The following is a 17,316-nucleotide window of genomic DNA, read 5'->3' on the forward strand; positions in this document are numbered from 1 at the left end:
AGATCAGGCTAGGTATGCGTTTGCGTATTTTTTGTATTGGGCTAGCGCAGGGCCTTGGCCAGTGGTTGGAATTTGTGCCAGGGTTTCAATTTTCCAATCGGGCGCTGAGCCAAGCAGGATTGAAGCTGCCTGTCGCGCTGCTCCGTTGGCAACGTATTCACCCGGGGCAGGAACCGTGATGGGCGCTCCAAATACCTCGGCAGCAATCTGTTGCACGGCCGGGTTGGCGGCGGCGCCACCAACCAAAATCACACGCTCAGTCTTTACGCCTGCCGCCGCAAGAGCCTCCAGGCCTGCGGCCAGACCGCAGAGCATGCCTTCGATTGCGGCTCGCGCAATGTTGGCTCTGGTGTTGTTCTTTAGGGTAAGGCCATGCAAGCCCGCTTTTGCATCTGGCAGGTTTGGTGTGCGCTCGCCCTCAAAGTAGGGAACCAGCACAACCCCATCGGCTCCAGGTTCTGCCTGCAGGGCAAGTGCGCCAAGTTCGTTGTGGTCCACGCCAAGCATGCTGCACATGCTGTCTAGCACTCGAGCCGCATTGAGGGTGCAGACTAGCGGTAAGAAATCGCTTGAGACGCTGGCGAAACCAGCGATGGTTCCGGTGCTGTCATTGGTTGCGGTTTTAGAAACTGCAAACACGGTTCCGCTGGTGCCAAGTGAGACAACTACATCGCCGGCTTTGGCCAGTACTCCAAAGGCTGCGGCAGCGTTATCGCCGGCACCGGCGCCGATTGCCAGTGCACCTTTGGTGTGGGCTGCTTTATTTGGCTCAATAATTTTTGGCAGAACTGGCAAATGACCTAGTACGAATTCAAGAACCTCGTTCACGTATTCGCCAGTCTTTGGATTGAAGTATCCGGTGCCGCTGGCATCGGAGGCATCGGTGGTAAGAGCTGACAGATCAGGCCCCAGCGCGCTTTCGCCAAGCGGCCCGTAGCCCGCTAGTCGCCAGGTAAGCCAATCGTGTGGCAAACATACTGCGGCAACTTTGGCTGCGTTTTCTGGTTCGTTTTGCTTTAGCCACAGCAACTTGGTTGCGGTAAACGAGGCAACCGGTAGAGAACCGGTGAGATCGGCAATGCCCTGCGCACCAAACTTTGCGACGATCTCGTTTGCCTGACCGGCACTTCTGGTGTCATTCCAAAGCAGGGCATCACGAATGACTTTGCCATCGGTGTCTAGGACAACCATGCCGTGCTGCTGGCCACCGATGGAAATTGCAGAAACGTCATCGATGCCGCCGGCTTGCTTGATTGCTTCATTCAGAGCATTCCACCACGCCTGCGGGTTTACCTCTGTGCCGTTTGGGTGACTTGCTCTGCCCTCGCGCACAAGCGCGCCGGACTCTAGATCGCGAATGACAATCTTGCAGCTTTGGGTAGATGAATCAATACCGGCAACTAAAGGCACTTTGCAGCTTTCTGTTTAGCGAGCGCCCATTAGGTGCTCGAGAGCCAACTGGTTCAAGCGTACAAAGTTGAAGCCCTTGGCGTTGAAGTAAGAATCGGCGTCGAATTCTTCGTAGGCACTGCGGTCTGCCAAAAGATCACTGTAGGTTTCACCTGGGTTCAAGGTTGCCTTGTGAATCTCGTGCACGCGCGAGGCCTTTAGCGCCTCCTGAACTTCTGGGTCTGCGTTGAATGCCTTGGCACGTTCCTTTAGTAATAGATAGGTTGCCATGTTGGCCTTTGCAGATTCCCAAACGCCGTTCATGTCTTCTGTGCGGCTTGGCTTGTAGTCAAAGTGGCGCGGGCCGTCATAGGCACGTCCGCCGTTTGGCCCACCGAACTCCAGCAAACCAACCAGGCTAAATGCGTTGAAGATATCACCGTGACCAAACACAAGGTCCTGGTCAAACTTCACTCCGCGCTGACCGTTAAGGTCAATGTGGAAGAGCTTGCCGTGCTCAATTGCCTGCGCAATACCCGATGTGAAGTTCAGGCCAGCCATCTGCTCGTGACCGGTTTCTGGGTTTAGGCCAACTAGTTCCGGGTGTTCCAAAGTGTCAATAAAGGCCATGGCGTGACCAAGAGTTGGCAGCAGAATGTCACCGCGTGGCTCGTTTGGCTTTGGCTCAATGGCAAAGCGAATGTCGTAGCCCTGGTCAATAACGTACTGGCAAAGCAGGTTTACACCCTCGCGGTAGCGCTCCATGGCACCGCCAACATCTTTGGCGTGGTCGTACTCGGCACCTTCGCGGCCGCCCCACATAACAAATGTCTTGGCACCCATCTCAGCTGCCAGATCTAGGTTGCGCAGAGTCTTGCGAAGAGCAAATCTGCGAACCTCACGATCGTTGCTGGTGAATGCGCCGTCCTTAAAGACTGGGTGGCTGAATAGGTTGGTGGTGATCATTGGCACAATGACGCCAGTTTCTTCAAGCGCCTTCTTGGTGCGGTCAATCTCGTGACGGCGTTCGGCGTCGGTGCTACCAAATGCAAATAGGTCGTCGTCGTGGAAGGTGAGGCCGTAGGCACCAATCTCAGAAAGCTTGTGAATGGCATCAACGACATCAAGTGGGGCACGAGTTGGGCCACCAAACTGATCCTGCGCGGCCCAGCCGATAGTCCAGAGACCAAAAGAGAACTTGTCTTCGCGTGTTGGGTTGGGCGCCATGTGTCTAATCCTTCGTCATTGAACGGTTTTGTTGCCTGTGACAACATAGTATTCTTCGAACTGCTCTGGGCAAAATTTTGGGCGCCGATTATTGCTCACAATTTCGTAACCTCGCAAAGATTAGTGAATGTAGATTTGTAAACATGCTGAACCTAGACAATCAGGCATCTAAGACGCTGGGGCAAAACCGCGATGACGTGCGCCAGCACAACCTGTCTGCTTTGTTGAAGATGATTCACCAGTCCCAGACTGTGTCACGCGCTCAGCTAACCACCAGCTCTGGCCTTAACCGCTCAACAATTTCTGACCTAGTTTCTGAGCTTGAGGGGCTGGGTTTGGTCTATGAGACTGAGGCCTCAGCAAACGGAGTTGGGCGACCAAGCCTGCAGGTTTCCGCCAGCGATCAGGTGGTGGCCTTTTCAGTCAACACCGATGTCGATGCCGTGACCGTGGCCACGGTGACATTCTCTGGAGCGGTAATTGCAAAAAAGCGTTTTGTGACCACCAACCTAACTAAGCCAGAGAAGGCTGTATCAATTGCGGCAGAACTGATCGCAGACTTTCGTAAAGATCTCAAGCCCGGCACGCGCATAGTGGGAATCGGTGTTGCAATTCCCGGTCAAGTCAGAGTCGCCGATGGCGTAATTCGTTTGGCCCCGCACCTGGGTTGGGTTGAGTTTCCGTTTGGCCCAATGCTGAGACAAATTACGGGTCTTCCGGTTTATGTTGACAACGATGCCTCACTTGGTTGCGTTGCCGAGCGTATCTACGGAAATGCAAAAGGTTTCTCTGATGTGGTCTATCTATTCGCCGGTTCCGGAGGTATTGGTGGCGGCGTGGTTGTTGACGGCATTCAGTTGCGCGGCGCGGCAGGTTATGCGGGTGAGTTGGGACACGTGCGAATATCAACCAGCAACGCCAAAGATTATTCAGGTCTTGAAGGAACGCTGGAGGCACTTGTGCGTCGCGATGATTTGCTTGAAGTCTTCAAACTTTACGCGGCCACCGATGATGAGCTGCTTTTGGAAATGAGCAGAACCAAAGCGGCTAAGGCCAAGAAGTTAATTGAAACTCAAATTGATGGCTTGGCAGCGGCGCTTGGAAATTTTGTAAACATATTCAACCCAGAGGTAATCGTGCTGGATGGATTCCTGGGTGGACTTTTTGAGTTTGACTCTGAACGTTTGATTAGTGGCATCAAGGCCAATTCACTTGCGGCCGCCAACGAGCGCGTGGTTTTGCGCACCGGTGGCTTAGGTTCTGATTTGCTGATGATTGGTGCGGCCCTGCTGCCGTTCAGTGAGTTGACCGCCAGCCCATCTGGCACGCAACTGTACCCGGCTAAAGCCAAGGCAGCGAAGCCGTAAATGACCGTCGGCTTTGATGTTGCCGTAATTGGCTCCGGCTTTGGTGGCTCTGTTGCTGCGCTGCGACTGACAGAGAAGGGCTACCGAGTACTGGTGATTGAAGCGGGCGCTCGTTTTGAAGATCACCAGTTTGCCAAAAACTCTTTTGATCTCAAGCGCTTTTTGTTTTTTCCAAAACTTGGCATGCTGGGCATCCAGCGAATTGACTTTCTAAAAAATGTCTTGGTGATGTCAGGTGCCGGGGTAGGTGGCGGTTCGCTGGTTTACGCCAACACTCTTTACCGTCCACCTAATGATTTTTTCAATACCGGTTCGTGGGCGCAGATTGCCGACTGGCAGTCACTGCTGAATCCCTATTACGACATCGCCGAGCGAATGCTTGGTGTGCAGGTGAATCCATTTTTCAGCCCAGCTGACTTGGTGCTCAAAAAAGTAGCCAAAGATCGCGGCGTTGAAAACACTTTCCAAATGGCACCGCTTGGTATCTACTTTGGTGAAGCGGGTAAAGAGGTGCGTGACCCATACTTTGACGGTAATGGTCCGCGCAGAACCGGGTGCATCAATTGCGGTGAGTGCATGACCGGTTGTCGGCACGGGGCTAAAAATACCCTGGTCAAAAATTATCTTTACCTTGCTGAGAACGCCGGCGCCGAAGTTTGGGATCTGACCACCGTCTCGCACATTCAAAAACTCACCGATGGCGGCTTTGAACTAAAACTTAGGCGAACATCACTTGCCGGAAAATCTAGGCCACAAAGCATTCACGTGCCACAGGTCATTGTGGCCGCCGGAGCCCTCGGCAGCGCCAAACTCTTGCAGAAGTCCCGCGACCGCGGCGGCTTACCGGGCATCAGCAAAAAGCTGGGCGAACTCAGTCGCACAAATTCTGAAAGCCTGCTGGGTGTGGTGGCAAAAAAGAATGACCATGATTTCACTGCGGGCTCGGCAATCACGTCATCGGTGTTTCCTGATGCTCACACCCACATTGAGCCAGTTCGCTACGGCAAGGGCAGTGGTTTCATGGGGTTGTTGCAATCGGTGCTGGCCTCAGGCGCCAACGGTGAATCACCAAACTTTGGTCGACTAGTGAAAGCAACGTTTAAGAATGTTTTGCGGTTGCCAAACTTTTACAACCTGCGCACCTGGCCGGAACGCACTTTGATTTTGTTGGTTATGCAGTCGCGCGATAATTCGCTGACCACTTATTTGAAGCGCAGTAAATTTTTCACAAAAAAGTTAACCTCTCGGCAGGGTTATGGCGAGGTCAATCCAAGTTGGGTTCCCGTGGGTCACGAATTTGCCCGTGACATCGCCGCCGAAATCAACGGAACTCCCGGGGCTGTTGTTGGCGAGCCATTCGGCATTCCACTAACCGCACACTTCTTGGGCGGGGCGGTTATCGGTGCTGATGAAAATAGCGGGGTGGTAGACCCTTACCTCAGAGTATTTGGCGTGCCGGGGCTTCACATTTGGGATGGGTCAACACTGTCGGCTAATCCGGGGGTGAACCCGTCGCTGAGTATTGCTGCGCAAGCGGAATGGGCCGCAGCACACTGGCCAAACCGGGGTGAGGCCGATGCCCGCACCCCACTTGGTTTCAAGTTTGGTTTTGTTCGACCAACCCAGGCTAGGTGGCCGGTGTTAAAGCGCGCGCCTCGCGTGCACGGTTCTCGATTCCAAGACCCCAGTAGCACGCAGCCACAATAATCGCGCCGCCCAGCCAACCAATAGCGTTCATTAGCTCGCCGCCAATAACCACTGCAATCACCACTGCCCAGATTGGCTCGGTGCCCTGAAGCAGAGCAACTCTGGAAGCGCTAGTTTTTCTGATCGCCCAAAGCATCACTATGAATCCGTAGACGGTGCTAAACAACACCAGCGTGCCCATCAGCATCCACTCGCGAGCGCCATAGGTCACGGCCGCATCAACGGTTCCGATTGGGTCAAGCACTAAGAAAAACAGACCAGCAAAAATCAACTGCAGAATAGTGACGTTGGTGGTGTCAACCGGCTTACCCTTGGTGAATTTGCCGTGGGTGAAGTAGCTCTGTGAAACCGTGTGCACCGCGCGCAAAGCCGCAGCCACAATCATTAGCAGGTCACCAAGATTTGGCTCTGTGAAACCATTTCCGCTGATCAAAATCGCCACCCCGATAATCGCGCCGATGGCCGAAACGTAAAACATTCGCGGCATCCAGAATTTAGAAACCAGACCTTCGATTATGGGTGTGAAAAGAATCGACAGCGAAATAATCAAGCCAGAGTTAGTTGCCGAGGTCAGATAGATTCCGGTGGTCTCAACAGTCATAACTGTGGCCAGAGTTACCGCGATGCCGAGTGAAGAAATCACATCCATCTTGGTGAACTTGACCGGTTTGAATGCTCTAATCAGATACAGGATTACCCCGGCGAGTACGAAACGTATTGCCATCATGCCCCAGAGGCTGGCGAAGTGAGTTAGCTCTCGAGAGGCAAGGTAGCTGCCGCCCCAAACCAAGGCGGCGCCAAGAATCGCTATATCTACAGAACTCAGTCCACGTTTTGGCTGGTTCAATTTTTTACATCCCGTTTGAGTTCAATTCGACCCAGTCTTATTCGACCCTGTGCCACTGCGGCACCAAACAAAATGACAGCCGCACCAATCGGCTCGTTCCAGGTGATTTGTTCACCCAGCAGCAGCACACCAAGAATTACGCCGACGATTGGAGACATGTAGGTCACCGCCGAGCCGATTGCACTGCCAACCTGTGCGAGCAGTCGGTAATACATCACGTAGGCCAAGCCGGTTCCTAAAATGCCAAGTGCCAACATTGAAGCCACCGAGCTGAAACCCAACGGTCCAACAAAAAGAGCACCGGTTAGGTAGAAGGGCAACAGGGTGATGGCCGAGGTTAGTACCTGACCAAAAACTGCCGCCTCTGGTTTTAGGTTCAGTGGCTCCACATACTTGCGAAGAAACGGGCTGCCAATTCCGTAGCAGGTCACCGCAAGAATCAGTGCGCCGATAGCCAGCGGTTCGTTTTCGCCAAAGCCATCCCAGATTCCAAGAACTACAAAAACTCCCAGCAAGCCAACCGCTAGGCCAACCAAAACCTCCGGCTTGGGCTTCTCTGCTCTAAACGCAATCAGAATTGCGATGACCGTAAAAATAGGAGTTGAGGCGTTGAGAATCGCCGCGAGTGCACTGGTTACGTGTTGCTGGGCGTAGCCAAAAAGCACGGCCGGCATTGCCGACATAAACAGTCCGGCTATCCAGAGCTTTACCCAGGCAGACCAGCCCCTAACTAGTTTGATGCGCAGCACCAGCAAAACCAGCAGCAGAGTCAGGGCACCGATAGCAGATCGCCAAAAGGCGATTCCGGTTGGGGTCAAGGCATCAAGCCCAAACGAGATAAATAGAAAAGACGACCCCCAGATCGTTCCCAAAAGAAGGAACTTGTAGATCCAGGAGGTCGTCTTTGCTTGGCTCATTATTCGAGCCTACATCTTGATTTAGTGGGTAGAAGGAGCCTGTTCAACCTCTGATCGGTCGCCCGACCAAAGGGTGTGGAAGGTGCCTTCCATGTCTACGCGCTTGTAGGTGTGGGCACCAAAGAAGTCGCGCTGTCCCTGCACCAAAGCGGCCGATAGGCGCGGTGAACGCAAGCCATCGTAGTAAGAAAGTGACGATGCAAAGGCTGGAACCGGAATTCCGGCGAGCGATGCATTGGCAACTACTTGGCGCCATGAAGACACCGATGTAGCTACAGCCTGTTTGAAGAATGGGTCAAAGATAAGTGACTCTAGGTTGGCGTTTTTGTCATAGGCGTCAGCGATTCGGTTTAGGAACTGCGCACGAATGATGCAACCACCACGCCAAATCTTTGAAACGGCACCTAGGTTGATGTTCCAGTTGTATTCCTTGGCGCCGGCGCGAATCGCATCGAAGCCCTGAGAGTAAGCAACCAACTTTGACGCGTAAAGCGCACGGCGAACGTCTTCAACAAATGCAGCCTTGTCAGAAACTGACCACTTGGTTGCATCAGCTGGCAATCCGTCAACGGCTGCGCGCTGTGAAGCCTGAGATGAAAGTGAACGAGCGAATACCGCTTCGGCAATTCCTGATACCGGGGTACCTAGGTTCAGTGCAGTCTGCACGGTCCAAACACCGGTTCCCTTTGAGCCGGCCTGGTCAAGAATTACATCAACCAGTGGCTTGCCGGTCTTGGCATCAACCTGCTTTAGAACTTCAGCGGTGATTTCAATTAGGAATGACTCAAGGTCGCCCTTGTTCCACTCTTCAAAGATCTCGGCAATTTCGGCGGGTGAGTAGCCACCGGCGTGACGAAGAATGTCGTAGGCCTCGGCGATCAACTGCATGTCGGCGTACTCAATACCGTTGTGAATCATCTTCACAAAGTGACCGGCGCCATCGGTGCCCACGTGAGTTACGCATGGCTCGCCCTCGGCGATTGCCGCGATTGAAGCAAGGATTGGGCCAAGAGTTTTGTAGGCCTCGGCAGAACCGCCAGGCATGATCGAAGGTCCCTTTAGTGCGCCTTCTTCTCCACCGGAAATTCCTGCGCCTACAAAGTTGATGCCCTTAGCTGAAACTTCTTTTTCGCGACGAATGGTGTCGGTGAATAGGGCGTTGCCGCCGTCAACAATAATGTCGCCTGGTTCAAATCTTTCGGTCAGCTGTGAGATAACGGCGTCGGTGCCTTTTCCGGCTTGCACCATGATGATTGCGGTGCGTGGCTTGGCCAAAGATGCAACGAAAGCATCGATGTCGGCGGCGGCGATGAAGCCAGCCTCTGGGTGCTCAGTGATTAGAAGTTCGGTGCGCTCGTATGAGCGGTTGTAAACAGCAACTGTGTTGCCTTCTCGGCTGGCCAAGTTGCGAGCCAGGTTCGAGCCCATTACAGCGAGCCCAACAACACCGATGTTTGCCTTAGTCATGATTCATTCCTAGAGATAGGTGAGAGGTTGTTTGGCCGAGGCTTCGTTGCGTGGACCTAGAAACAACAATATCGCATAAAGTTCGAGTGCCTAGACCGGCTGGCTGGCCGAAGGCGGATGCCGTTCGTTACCTATTTGTTGTATTGGCAAACAAATTTATAACGATTAGATAGCGTTATCGAAGCGTTAGCGAAAAACCGGCTTTTCAGTTTGCTTGTATTTGTTGTTTTCAGGAACATATACCTAAGCCGCATGTAATCATGGGCTAACCGCGGGGGATGACGATGTTCAGCGCGGTAAACCAACCACATTAGAAAGGGTATGAAATGAAGAAATCTTCATTGATCACCATGACCGCTTTTGCAGCGGTAGCAGTTCTAGGTCTCTCAGGTTGTGCAGCTGAATCAGCACCTGCTGGCTCAACTCGCGCTTGTGTAATTCTTCCAGACGCTGATTCAGGAACTCGCTGGGAGCCAGGCGACCGTCCAGCTCTTGAGAAGGGCCTTGCAGAAGCAGGTTTCGAAGCTGACATCCAGAACGCTCAGAACGACCCAGCTAAGTACGCAACCATTTCAGACGCACAGCTTACAAAGGGCTGTGGAGTTATGTTGTTGGTTGACCTACAGGGTGCAGGTGTAGCAGTTGCTGAAAAGGCAAAGGCTGCTGGCGTTCCAGTAATCGCATACGACCGTCCAATCGCGGGCGCTGACTACTACGTATCATTCGACAACGAGACCGTTGGTGCTCTACAGGGTCAGATGATCGTTGATGGTCTAGCTGCTGCTGGCAAGGACATCAAGACCGCAAGCATCATTTACGGTTCAGGTGACCCAACTGACGGTAACGCAAAGATGTTCCTTGACGGTGCTCTAGGCGTTCTTGACGCTGCTGGCGCAAAGGCTGCTTTCACCATGGAAGGTACATGGGATGGCGCAAAGGCTGGAACTCTATTCGAGCAGGCATTCACTGCTGTAAAGGGTAAGGTTGACGCCGTTCTTGCTCCAAACGACAACAACGCAGCATCAATCATCCAGGTTCTAGACAAGAACGGTCTAACCGTTCCTGTATCAGGCCAGGACGCATCGATTGCAGGTCTACAGAACGTTCTTCTAGGCAAGCAGTACGGTACCGTTTACAAGCCATTCACCCTTGAGGTAGCAAAGGCTCTAGAAGTTATCAAGGCAATCTTTGCTGGTGAGACATACCCAACCACAAAGAGCAACGATGGCGTACCTTTCGTAACAATCGACCCAATCTCTATCACTGCTGACACCGTAAAGGATGTTGTAGCAGCTGGAGACGCGACTGTTGAAGCTCTCTGTACTGCAGAAGTTGCAGCTGCATGTGAGAAGTACGGCGTTAAGTAAAAACTAAGTAGTAAGGGTTCTGGGCGCCAGTCTTTGGCTGGCGCCCAGAATCGTCTAAATTTCAAAAATAAGAATTGGAGTTTGCAAGTGAGCAAGCCGTTGATTGAACTCTCAGGAGTAAAAAAGAGCTTTGGACCTGTCGACGTCCTAAAAGGCGTTGACCTTAAGGTTTACCCGGGCCGCGTGACCGCCCTAGTTGGTGACAACGGTGCTGGTAAGTCAACCCTAATCAAGGGCCTGGCCGGTGTTCAATGGTACGACGAGGGCAGCGTTAAGTTTGAAGGCGAAGAAGTCTCACTAACCACCCCACGAATTTCCTCAGCCTTGGGTATTGAGGTTGTTTACCAAGACCTAGCTCTTTGCGAAAACCTAGACATCGTTCAAAACATGTTTCTGGGTCGCGAGGAACTGCAGCAGTTCACGCTAGATGAATCTGCTATGGAATTTGCCGCAGCAAAGGCGCTGCAATCTCTATCAGTTAGAACTGTAAAGTCAGTTCGCCAAAAAGTTTCGTCGCTATCTGGTGGTCAGCGACAGACCGTGGCTATTGCACGTTCTGTATTGCGTGACGCCAAGGTGGTAATTCTCGATGAGCCAACAGCAGCCCTTGGTGTTGCGCAAACAGAGCAGGTATTGAATCTGGTTCGTCGCCTGGCTGACAAGGGAATCGCGGTAATCATGATTAGCCACAACCTGCACGACGTGTTCCAGGTTGCAGATGACATTGCAGTGCTTTACCTAGGCACCATGGTCGCGCAGTTGGAAACCAAGAAGACCAATCACAACGAGATCATTGGTTACATCACCGGACTTAAGACCCAAAAGGAAAAAGCATAATGTCTGACAACATCACAATTAATACTGGTCACGAGGGCTCGGCCCTTGATCAGATCAAGGCATATGGCTCACGACTAAAGAGCGGCGAGATGGGTGCATTGCCCGCTATCGGTGCTTTGATTCTGCTGATGACCTTGTTCGCATCGCTTTCGCCTTACTTCTTGACACCAATCAACTTCGCCAACCTGTTCACTCAGGCTGCGACTCTGATGATGATTGCTGCGGCGCTGGTATTCGTGCTGATGCTGGGTGAGATTGACCTATCAGCTGGTGTGACTGCCGGTACCGGTATGGCGATTTTTGTGAAGATGCATCTTGAGGGCACACCATGGCTACTTGCTCTGGCGCTGGCATTTGTCTTTGCACTTGCCACCGGTTGGGTGCTGGGTTACTTCGTGGCCAAGATTGGTGTTCCATCCTTCGTAATTTCGCTTGCACTGTACCTAGCTTTCCCCGGTGTGATGCTAATCATCCTTGGCGATGGTGGAATCTTGCGCCTTGAGGTTCCAGAAATTAAAGCGGTCATGAACACTAACCTGCCGCTCTGGGGTGGCTGGGCAATGCTTGCCATTTGTGTTGGCCTAACCCTTGCCATGGGTCTTTGGGATCGCGGCCGCCGCGTTCGTGCAAACCTACCAACCCGCCCACTTTCACTGCTTTTCATCAAGGTTGCTGGAATCACCGTTTTGGGTGGAATTGGTGTGGCCATTTTGAACCTGCCACGATCACTGGTCGCAACTAACCGCATCGAGGGTGTGCCTACCGTTATCCCAATTGCGCTGTTGATTTTGTTCATCGGTACTTTCATGCTGGACCGCACAAAGTTTGGTCGCTACATGTATGCGGTTGGTGGAAACCCTGAGGCTGCGCGTCGTGCCGGTATCAAGGTTGCCAAGATTCGCATCACCGCGTTCATGATCTGTTCCGTACTTGCAATGGTTTCCGGTGTATTCAACGTCAGCCGAATCGGAAATGTTGAGTCTTCAGCAGGTCGTGCCATCGTGCTTTCCGGTGTTGCTGCCGCGGTTGTTGGTGGCGTTAGCCTCTTCGGTGGTCGCGGTCGTTTGGTTCACGCAGCTATCGGTGCATTTGTAATTGCGATTATCGACAACGGTTTGGGTCTGCTAGGAATGCCAGCGGGTATTGCCTACATCATTACCGGTTCGGTTCTAACAATTGCTGCTACCGCAGACGCACTTGCTAGAAAGCGCAGTGGTGGTTCGCTAACCAGGACCTAAAAATAAGCCATAAGAAATCCCCACTCAGAAACCAATTCCGGGTGGGGATTTTTTTATTGGCTCTAGACCCTAAGACTTAGGCCCTAATCCAGGCTGTGGTGTTGGCAGGCAATTTGCCATCGCTTAGCGGTTGAGAGCTGGCTAGAACTTCGCCAGCAGGAAGCTTCACCGGCTTGTTGCCAAAGTTTGTGACGCAGTGCCAGCCACCCGGGCGGCTAAAGTGCAGCAGCTTTGGCGCAAACCAGTTTCTGTGCCAGGTGATTTCTTCGCTGGTTTGCAATTGCTTTCGCAGATTAATTAGCTTGCGGTACAGCTCAAGCGTTGAACCCTGCACACCATCCTGAGTTTCAACTGAAACCGAGCCGTACCAAGAAGGTTGCGGCAAGTGCGAACCACCGCTACCAAAACCAAACGAGGAACCTGTTTTGGTCCAAGGCAGTGGCACGCGGCAACCATCGCGACTTAGACCTAGCTCCGGGTTGCGGAAGAACTGTGGATCCTGCATGTCTTCGGCTGGGATATCCAAAACCTCTTGCAAGGCAAGTTCTTCACCTTGGTAAATGTAGGTGGAACCAGGCAGGGCAAGTAACAACATCGTCATTGAATTCGCGCGGGCAGTGCCAAGTTCAATGTCTGGTTTTGCAGTGAAACGATTTGCTTTGTACCAGCCAGCAAAGTCGCTGACCATTGGAAAAGCAAAACGAGTTGCGTGACGAATGATGTCGTGGTTCGAAAGCACCCAGGTGGTGCTGCTGCCAGATTTCTTGGCAGCGGTTAGGTTGTAGTCGGCAATCTCGCGCACCTTCTTTGGTCGCCAACCGGCGCCCAACATATCAAAGTTGAAACTTTGACCCAGCCCCTCAGTGCTGGCATAAGCCGGTCTACGGTTTGCGTGCACCCAGGCTTCTGCAACCGCCATGCGAGGCGGGTCGTATTCGTTGAACACCTCGCGCCAAGAGGCGTAAATTTCGTGCACCTCGTCGCGGTCGAACAAATCATCGGTGCCATCGTCTTTCATGACCTTGACGTCAAAAGATTGACGCTCTGGCAGGTGACCATTCTTTAAGTCCTTCACCAATGCGTGTGCCACGTCAACACGGTAGCCATCAACGCCGCGATCGCTCCAGAACCTTAGGGTCTTCAGAAAGTCTTCGCGAACCTCTTGGTTGTCCCAGTTCCAGTCCGGCTGCTCCTTGGCAAAAAGGTGCATGTACCACTGACCCGGGGTGCCGTCTGGTTCTGTGATTCGGGTCCAAGCGGTTGGGCCAAAGTGGCTGGCCAACTCGGATGGGCGAATCTCGCCATTTTCACCCTTGCCATCTCTAAAGATGTATCGGTTGCGCTCTGGTGAGCCCGGAGCCGCCTTGAGGGCAGCCTGGAACCATACGTGCTGATCGCCGGAGTGGTTTGGCACCAGGTCTGCAATCAGCCGAATGCCATTTTTGTGCAGCTCTTCAATCAGTTGGTCAAACTCGGCCAGGGTGCCAATTCTTGGGTCAATGTTGCGGTAGTCGTCAACGTCGTAGCCGCCGTCGGCCAGTTGCGACGGGTAGAACGGGCTCATCCATACCGCGTCAATACCCAGACTTTTTAGGTAAGGCACTCGGCTGATGATTCCATTTAGGTCGCCAATCCCGTCACCATTGCCATCGGCAAAGCTCCGTGGGTAGATCTGGTAAATAACGGCCTGACGCCACCAGTTTTGGTCACCCTTGAGAAATGTGTATTCAGCCATGCAAAAGCCCCTGCTTCTAAGTAATAGGTACACAATATCGCAGGTTTAGGGATGAAAATTGACCCCGATAGGGTTGTAACTTCTATCGGGTTTCCCCGCAATTTATGAAAGTTGCTCACTTCACATGGCCTCACTGCTCTACCGTCTAGGTAATTTTTCTGCCCGTCGCGCCTGGTTTGTTGTTTTGGCCTGGGTCATCATTTTGGCGGCTGCCGGTGGCGCCGCGTTGACCGCGGGTGGCAAATTCACCTCAAGCATGTCAATCAACGGCGTGCCTTCACAGGTGGTTATCGAGCAGTTGAAGAAGAGCTTCCCTGAGGCTAGCCGCGGCTCCGGTCAGGTAATTTTTCAGAAGGCTGACGGTTCAAAATTAAACACCGATGACCGTGCGGCCATCACCGCCGCTCTTGAGGGTGTGCTCACTCTCGACGGCGTTTCCGACATCATCAACCCCTTCACCGTTGAAGAGGAAATCAACTCTCAGCGAGCAGATGTTGCAGATGGCTGGAAGAAAATTACCGACGGTGAAAAAGCCATCGCCGACGGCAAGGTTGAGATCGCATCGAACAAAACCAAACTCAGCGACGGAATTAAGAAACTAGATGCGGCCGAGGCAAAACTAAAGACTCAGTCGGCGCAACTTGAAGCCGGAATTGCGCAGGCTCAAGCTGCCGGCGCACCGCAGGCCCAGGTTGATGCACTAATCGCACAGCGTGCCCAGATTGCCGGTGGCTTTGCCGAAATCAAAAAGCAACGCGCTGCGATTGTTGCCGGTCAAGGCAAACTGGTTGAGGCTGAAGCAAAGCTGGTATCTAGTGCCGATGATCTGGTGACCGGCAAGGCCGATCTTGAACTGGCCGATCAACTTTTGAAAGTTAGTAAAAACTTTGGCACCGTATCAAATGATGGTTCGGTAGCCCTGGCAACCGTTCAATTCGATAAGCCGGGTGCCGAGCTAGAAGAGCCAACCAAGATGGCCGTGGTGGATTTTCTCAAAGAGGCAAACATCCCTGGTGTGAACATTGAGTTTTCACAGGATCTACTTCGTTCCGTTGAAGGCATTCTTGGCGTCGGCGAAATAGTTGGCCTGGTAATTGCGGCCATTGTGCTTTTCATCATGCTTGGCACTTTTATTGGGGCTGGTCTGCCTCTGATCCTGGCGGTGATTGGTGTGGGTGTGTCCGGTGCGGTTACCTTTGCCCTGTCATCGGTGATTGAAATGAGTTCCACCACTCCAGTTCTTGGAGTCATGTTGGGTCTGGCTGTAGGTATTGACTACGCGCTGTTTATTTTGAACCGTCACCGTCGCCAACTTAAGGCTGGCGTTGAGCTGCGCGAGTCAATCGCGCTTGCCACCGGCACATCTGGTAACGCTGTGCTTTTCGCCGGCATCACCGTGATCATTGCTCTAGCTGCGTTGAACCTAACCGGAATTGATTTTGTTGGCTTGATGGGATCGATGGGTTCACTGTCTATTGCCGTATCTGTGGCGATTGCAATTACTGGAACACCGGCAATCCTTTCGTTGGTGGGCAACCGCATCCTCTCTAAAAAGGAGCGTTCTGCGGTAGCCGAAGGAACTCATTTCCAAGAAAACGCCGAGCCAAAGAACGCCGGCAAGCCCGTTTGGGCAAATAAGCACCCTTGGATTGCGTTGCTCACCGTGGTAGCCGTTCTTGGCATTGCAGCGATTCCGGCATCGTCAATGCGTTTGGGGCTGCCGGATGGTTCCGCCGAAGAACGAGAATCCTCAGCGTTCAAGGCCTACACGATCACTAGTGAAGCATTTGGCCCTGGCTTCAATGCGCAGATTCCAGCCGTGCTCACGCTAGAAAACGCGGTGAGTGAAGATGACAAACTTGCCCTGCAGGCAAAGGTTGCTACTGAACTTTTTGAATTAGAAAATGTAGCCGCGGTGGTACCCGCTGCAATCTCTGATGACAAGAAGACGTTGTTGTTCCAGGTTGTGCCATCGGTTGATCCTTCTAGTGAAGAAACCGAAACATTGGTTTACGACATTCGTGCTCTTGGAGATAAATTTGAGTCAGACCAGGTGGGCGAGCTTGGAGTAACCGGAATCACGGCAACAAACATAGACATCTCAAAGAAAATTGCCGATGTTTTGCCACTGTATCTAGGTACCGTGCTGTTGCTATCTATGTTGCTTTTGATTTTGGTTTTCCGTTCCATTTTGATTCCGTTGATCGCAGCTGGTGGCTTCCTGCTAACAATTTTTGCCACCTTTGGTTCCGTGGTTGCGGTTTATCAATGGGGTTGGATTGCCGATTGGTTTGGAGTCACAACTCCGGGGCCGGTGCTTAGCTTCTTGCCAATTTTCTTGATTGGAATTTTGTTTGGTCTAGCTATGGACTACCAGCTGTTCCTAGTCTCAGGAATGCGCGAGGCATATAGCCACGGCAAAGACACAAATGCATCGGTGAATTATGGAATTCGCCTGAGCCGTGCCGTAGTGGTGGCTGCGGCGCTGATCATGATCACAGTGTTTGGTGGATTCGCATTTTCACACTTGACCATGATTCGACCAATGGGATTTGGATTGGCTGTTGGCGTGCTAGCCGATGCCTTCCTGGTTCGCATGCTGCTGGTGCCAGCGGCCATGACGATCTTTGGCAAGGCAACCTGGTGGATTCCAAAGTGGCTAGATCGCATCCTTCCTGACGTTGATGTTGAGGGAACTAAACTCGAGGGAAAGCAACTGCACTAAAGCTTGAAAGGTTCCAGAATGTTTGCCACACCGCGTTCGCTTTACCGCGCTTTTGCCCTTAGCGAGGGTGTCACCTGGACCCTGCTTCTGGGGGCGCTTTTGATTCGTGCACTTTTTGGCATCAACCCAATTTTGCTGACCGTAATTGGTGGTCTGCACGGAGCTGTGTTCTTGGGCTACGGAGTTTCGGCTGCGCTTATCGGGGTAAATAACCGATGGGGTCTTGGCCGCACAGTGCTTGCAATCGCGCTGGCGATTATTCCTTTTGCAACAGTGCCGTTTGAAATTTCGGCTGAGCGCAAGGGCCGACTGGTGGGCCAGTGGCGACGCACCAAGAGTGATGATGCCCGCGATTCAAATTGGTTTGATGGACTTTACCGCTGGTTCATTAATCGGCCAATCCTGTTGGCCTTCGTTTTGCTTGTGGTCATCAGCGCAATCTTTGCCACACTGCTCTACATTGGCCCCCCGGGTGGCTGGGGCCAAGACTAGG

13 protein-coding genes are annotated in these 17,316 nt (G+C 52.6%); 7 read left to right on the forward strand and 6 right to left on the reverse strand.

What is annotated here, in order from left to right:
• Positions 1-3 precede the first annotated feature (3 nt).
• Together xylB and xylA are read right to left on the reverse strand one after the other, a co-directional pair.
• Positions 4-1,410, reverse strand: a complete 1,407-nt coding sequence (gene xylB / locus RHOLA_RS01280) for a xylulokinase (protein WP_038501844.1) — start codon at positions 1,408-1,410, stop codon at positions 4-6.
• Positions 1,411-1,425: 15 nt separating this feature from the next.
• Positions 1,426-2,616: a xylose isomerase gene (xylA, locus tag RHOLA_RS01285; RefSeq protein ID WP_038501846.1), complete on the reverse strand. Its 1,191-nt coding sequence runs from the start codon at positions 2,614-2,616 to the stop codon at positions 1,426-1,428.
• Between the two features lie 143 nt (positions 2,617-2,759).
• Here xylA and RHOLA_RS01290 point away from each other — a divergent pair, with 143 nt between their 5' ends.
• Entirely contained in the window at positions 2,760-3,983 is a 1,224-nt protein-coding gene (locus RHOLA_RS01290) for an ROK family protein (RefSeq protein ID WP_051636163.1), read from the forward strand.
• Entirely contained in the window at positions 3,984-5,690 is a 1,707-nt protein-coding gene (locus RHOLA_RS01295; RefSeq protein WP_051636164.1) for a GMC family oxidoreductase N-terminal domain-containing protein, read from the forward strand.
• Here RHOLA_RS01295 and RHOLA_RS01300 read toward each other — a convergent pair.
• From RHOLA_RS01300 to gndA, 3 genes are read right to left on the reverse strand one after another with little or no spacing between them, the layout of a single operon-like run.
• Complete coding sequence (locus tag RHOLA_RS01300) at positions 5,611-6,537, reverse strand: DMT family transporter (protein WP_051636165.1); 927 nt, start codon at positions 6,535-6,537, stop codon at positions 5,611-5,613. The two genes, RHOLA_RS01295 and RHOLA_RS01300, sit on opposite strands and share 80 nt — an antisense overlap.
• On the reverse strand, positions 6,534-7,454 hold the full coding sequence (locus RHOLA_RS01305) for a DMT family transporter (RefSeq protein WP_038501849.1): 921 nt from the start codon (positions 7,452-7,454) through the stop codon (positions 6,534-6,536). The genes RHOLA_RS01300 and RHOLA_RS01305 overlap by 4 nt, the downstream gene beginning before the upstream one ends.
• Before the next feature lie 21 nt (positions 7,455-7,475).
• Complete coding sequence (gndA, locus tag RHOLA_RS01310; protein ID WP_038501851.1) at positions 7,476-8,921, reverse strand: NADP-dependent phosphogluconate dehydrogenase; 1,446 nt, start codon at positions 8,919-8,921, stop codon at positions 7,476-7,478.
• Positions 8,922-9,247: 326 nt separating this feature from the next.
• Here gndA and RHOLA_RS01315 point away from each other — a divergent pair, with 326 nt between their 5' ends.
• The 3 genes from RHOLA_RS01315 to RHOLA_RS01325 all read left to right on the forward strand — a co-directional run bounded on the left by RHOLA_RS01315 (position 9,248) and on the right by RHOLA_RS01325 (position 12,363).
• On the forward strand, positions 9,248-10,288 hold the full coding sequence (locus RHOLA_RS01315) for a sugar ABC transporter substrate-binding protein (protein ID WP_038501853.1): 1,041 nt from the start codon (positions 9,248-9,250) through the stop codon (positions 10,286-10,288).
• A gap of 87 nt (positions 10,289-10,375) precedes the next feature.
• A complete protein-coding gene (locus RHOLA_RS01320) occupies positions 10,376-11,125 on the forward strand; it encodes an ATP-binding cassette domain-containing protein (protein WP_038501854.1) in 750 nt (249 codons plus the stop codon).
• The gene (locus RHOLA_RS01325) at positions 11,125-12,363 is read left to right on the forward strand and encodes a sugar ABC transporter permease (protein WP_084321317.1); all 1,239 of its coding nucleotides are present in this window, start codon (positions 11,125-11,127) and stop codon (positions 12,361-12,363) included. The genes RHOLA_RS01320 and RHOLA_RS01325 overlap by 1 nt, the downstream gene beginning before the upstream one ends.
• Positions 12,364-12,439: 76 nt before the next feature.
• Here RHOLA_RS01325 and RHOLA_RS01330 read toward each other — a convergent pair whose 3' ends face one another.
• The gene (locus RHOLA_RS01330) at positions 12,440-14,098 is read right to left on the reverse strand and encodes a glycoside hydrolase family 13 protein (protein WP_038501857.1); all 1,659 of its coding nucleotides are present in this window, start codon (positions 14,096-14,098) and stop codon (positions 12,440-12,442) included.
• A gap of 124 nt (positions 14,099-14,222) precedes the next feature.
• Between RHOLA_RS01330 and RHOLA_RS01335 the strand changes: the two genes are divergently transcribed.
• Together RHOLA_RS01335 and RHOLA_RS01340 are read left to right on the forward strand one after the other, a co-directional pair.
• Entirely contained in the window at positions 14,223-16,823 is a 2,601-nt protein-coding gene (locus RHOLA_RS01335) for an MMPL family transporter (RefSeq protein ID WP_038501859.1), read from the forward strand.
• Positions 16,824-16,841: 18 nt separating this feature from the next.
• The gene (locus RHOLA_RS01340; RefSeq protein ID WP_038501861.1) at positions 16,842-17,315 is read left to right on the forward strand and encodes a DUF3817 domain-containing protein; all 474 of its coding nucleotides are present in this window, start codon (positions 16,842-16,844) and stop codon (positions 17,313-17,315) included.
• Position 17,316 lies beyond the last annotated feature (1 nt).

The organism is Rhodoluna lacicola, assembly GCF_000699505.1.
Classification (GTDB): Bacteria; Actinomycetota; Actinomycetes; order Actinomycetales; family Microbacteriaceae; genus Rhodoluna; species Rhodoluna lacicola.

Bases quoted from the DNA above. Each gene is read 5' to 3' on its own strand.
- RHOLA_RS01330 (WP_038501857.1), bottom strand. From the start codon at position 14,098: ATGGCTGAATACACATTTCTCAAGGGTGACCAAAACTGGTGGCGTCAG.
- RHOLA_RS01325 (WP_084321317.1), top strand. From the start codon at position 11,125: ATGTCTGACAACATCACAATTAATACTGGTCACGAGGGCTCGGCCCTT.
- RHOLA_RS01340 (WP_038501861.1), top strand. From the start codon at position 16,842: ATGTTTGCCACACCGCGTTCGCTTTACCGCGCTTTTGCCCTTAGCGAG.
- gndA (WP_038501851.1), bottom strand. From the start codon at position 8,921: ATGACTAAGGCAAACATCGGTGTTGTTGGGCTCGCTGTAATGGGCTCG.
- RHOLA_RS01305 (WP_038501849.1), bottom strand. From the start codon at position 7,454: ATGAGCCAAGCAAAGACGACCTCCTGGATCTACAAGTTCCTTCTTTTG.
- RHOLA_RS01315 (WP_038501853.1), top strand. From the start codon at position 9,248: ATGAAGAAATCTTCATTGATCACCATGACCGCTTTTGCAGCGGTAGCA.
- xylA (WP_038501846.1), bottom strand. From the start codon at position 2,616: ATGGCGCCCAACCCAACACGCGAAGACAAGTTCTCTTTTGGTCTCTGG.
- RHOLA_RS01335 (WP_038501859.1), top strand. From the start codon at position 14,223: ATGGCCTCACTGCTCTACCGTCTAGGTAATTTTTCTGCCCGTCGCGCC.
- RHOLA_RS01295 (WP_051636164.1), top strand. From the start codon at position 3,984: ATGACCGTCGGCTTTGATGTTGCCGTAATTGGCTCCGGCTTTGGTGGC.
- RHOLA_RS01290 (WP_051636163.1), top strand. From the start codon at position 2,760: ATGCTGAACCTAGACAATCAGGCATCTAAGACGCTGGGGCAAAACCGC.